The sequence below is a fragment of the Agromyces sp. P1_H4 genome (genome assembly GCF_056405255.1).
On sequence record NZ_JBFUCL010000457.1, the window covers coordinates 1 to 2300 of the forward strand.

At 71.8% G+C, this 2300-nt stretch carries 2 protein-coding genes; one reads left to right on the forward strand and one right to left on the reverse strand.

Going from position 1 to position 2300, the window contains the following annotated elements:
* Positions 1 to 701 (reverse strand): spermidine synthase (locus tag AC1DY2_RS18820; protein WP_476763799.1); only part of this gene is annotated, 701 nt, incomplete at its 3' end.
* 89 nt (positions 702 to 790) lie between these two features.
* Here AC1DY2_RS18820 and AC1DY2_RS18825 point away from each other — a divergent pair.
* Positions 791 to 2254, forward strand: coding sequence for a GH1 family beta-glucosidase (locus AC1DY2_RS18825; RefSeq protein ID WP_476763800.1), 1464 nt, complete (start codon positions 791 to 793; stop codon positions 2252 to 2254).
* Positions 2255 to 2300: the final 46 nt, after the last annotated feature.

Below are 2300 nucleotides of genomic sequence, written 5' to 3' on the forward strand. Positions count from 1 at the left end.
GGCAGTGGCGCCGCGGATGCCGCGAGCACGACGTTGCCGAGGCTCGCTCCCTCGACCACCTCGGCGGCCGTGAGCGCGAACACGTCGTCGAACACGGATCCCAGGGTCGCGGCGACCTCGCGGGCCGTGCGGAGGCCCCGCGCCGCCAGGGTGTTGACGACGACGAGGCCGTCCGCCGCCGTCAGGCGCTCGAGTGCGGCGAAGAACTCCGCGGTGGACAGGTGACGGGGCGCCCGGCTGCCCGAGAACACGTCGACGAGCACGAGATCGTATCCCGCTCCCACCTTCGCGGCGCGCTCCACGGCCGCGCGGGCATCCCCGAACTCGGCGGTGAGCTCCACGTCGTCGCGAAGCGGGAGCGCGGCGAGCACGAACTCGAGGAGCTCCCGATGGAGTTCCACCACGTGCTGTGCCGACCCCGGCCGCGTCGCGGCGAGGTAGCGTGCCACGGTGAGGGCGCCGGCGCCGAGGTGCAGCACCCGCAGCGGGCGGCCGGGCTCGCGGCATCCGTCGACCAGTGCGGCGATGAGCCGCGTGTACTCGAGCTGCAGGTCGAGCGGGTCGTCGAGGTTGACGTGGGACTGGGTGGTGCCGTCGACGGCGAGYGACACGCCGCCGTTCACGCCGCGCCCGGTGAGCAGTACGGCGACGAGGCGTGCGCCGCCGGCGTCGGGTTCGAGTTCGAGGCGAGGGTCGGCCATGCCTCCACATTAGGTCTGCGTCGTTCGCTGACAGCCCTGTAAGGAGCGGTTCCGGGCGACGCGATACAGTGAAGCCGAGGCGGTAGCGGATGCCGCGACGAGACGACTGGAGCACGCTCATGACCACCGGCTCAGCCGACTACCGCGACGCGGGACTCACCTTCACCGACGACTTCCTCTTCGGATCCGCCACGGCGTCGTACCAGATCGAGGGCGCGGTGAACGAGGACGGACGCGGCCCCTCCATCTGGGACACGTTCAGCCACACGCCCGGCAAGGTGTGGAACGGCGACACCGGCGACGTGGCCGACGACCACTACCACCGACTCGACGCCGACCTCGACCTCATGGCCGAGCTGGGGCTCGAGGCGTACCGGTTCTCGATCGCGTGGCCGCGGATCCAGCCCACCGGTCGAGGGCCGGCCAACGAGGCGGGCCTCGCCTTCTACGAGCGGCTCGTCGACGGGCTCATCGCCCGCGACATCCGGCCCATCGCGACGCTGTACCACTGGGACCTGCCGCAGGCGCTCGAGGACGAGGGCGGCTGGGCGAACCGGGCCACCGCAGAGGCGTTCGCCGACTACGCCCGCATCGTGGGGGAGCGGCTCGGGGATCGCATCGCCGTGTGGACGACGCTCAACGAGCCCTGGTGCAGCGCCTACCTCGGCTACGGCTCGGGCGCGCACGCCCCCGGCCTCATGGACGGCGCGAAGGCGCTCGCCGCCGTGCACCACCTGAACCTCGCGCACGGACTCGCGATCGCCGCCCTGCGGGAGGTCGTCACGAACGACCCCGGCTACTCGATCACGCTGAACCTGCACGTCATCCGCCCGTCGGGCCCGACGGGCGACGAGGCGGCCCGTCGCATCGACGGCCTCGCCAACCGGGTCTTCCTCGGCCCGCTGCTCGACGGCGAATACCCCGCCGACGTCATCGCCGACACGGCCGAGGTGACCGACTGGTCGTTCGTGAAGCCGGGCGACACCGAGCTCATCCGGCAGCCGATCTCGCTGCTCGGCGTCAACTACTACTCCACCGTGACCGTGGCGATGTGGGACGGCGTGTCGCCGCGTGCCAACGCCGACGGCCACAAGGACATGGGCGGCACGCCCTGGCCGGGCTCCCAGCACGTCGAGTTCCTCGTGCAGCCGGGCCCGTACACGGCCATGGGCTGGAACATCGACCCGTCGGGGCTCGAAGACCTCCTCGTCGCGCTGCACGAGGCCTACCCCGGTCTGCCGCTCATGGTCACCGAGAACGGCGCCGCGTTCGACGACGTCGTGACGGAGGAGCCCGACGGCCCCGCCGTGCACGACGCCGAGCGCGTCGACTACCTGCGCCGCCACTTCACCGCCGCGCACCGGGCCATGGCTCGCGGGGTCGACCTGCGCGGCTACCAGGTGTGGTCGCTCATGGACAACTTCGAGTGGGGCTACGGCTACTCCAAGCGCTTCGGCATCGTGCGCGTCGACTACGACACGCTCGACCGCCTGCCGAAGGACAGCGCGAAGTGGTACGCCGAGCTCATCCGCACGCGGGCGATCCCGGCCTAGGAGGCGGGCGCCGCGGCATCCGTCGTCGGGGAGGAGACCCCGTCGC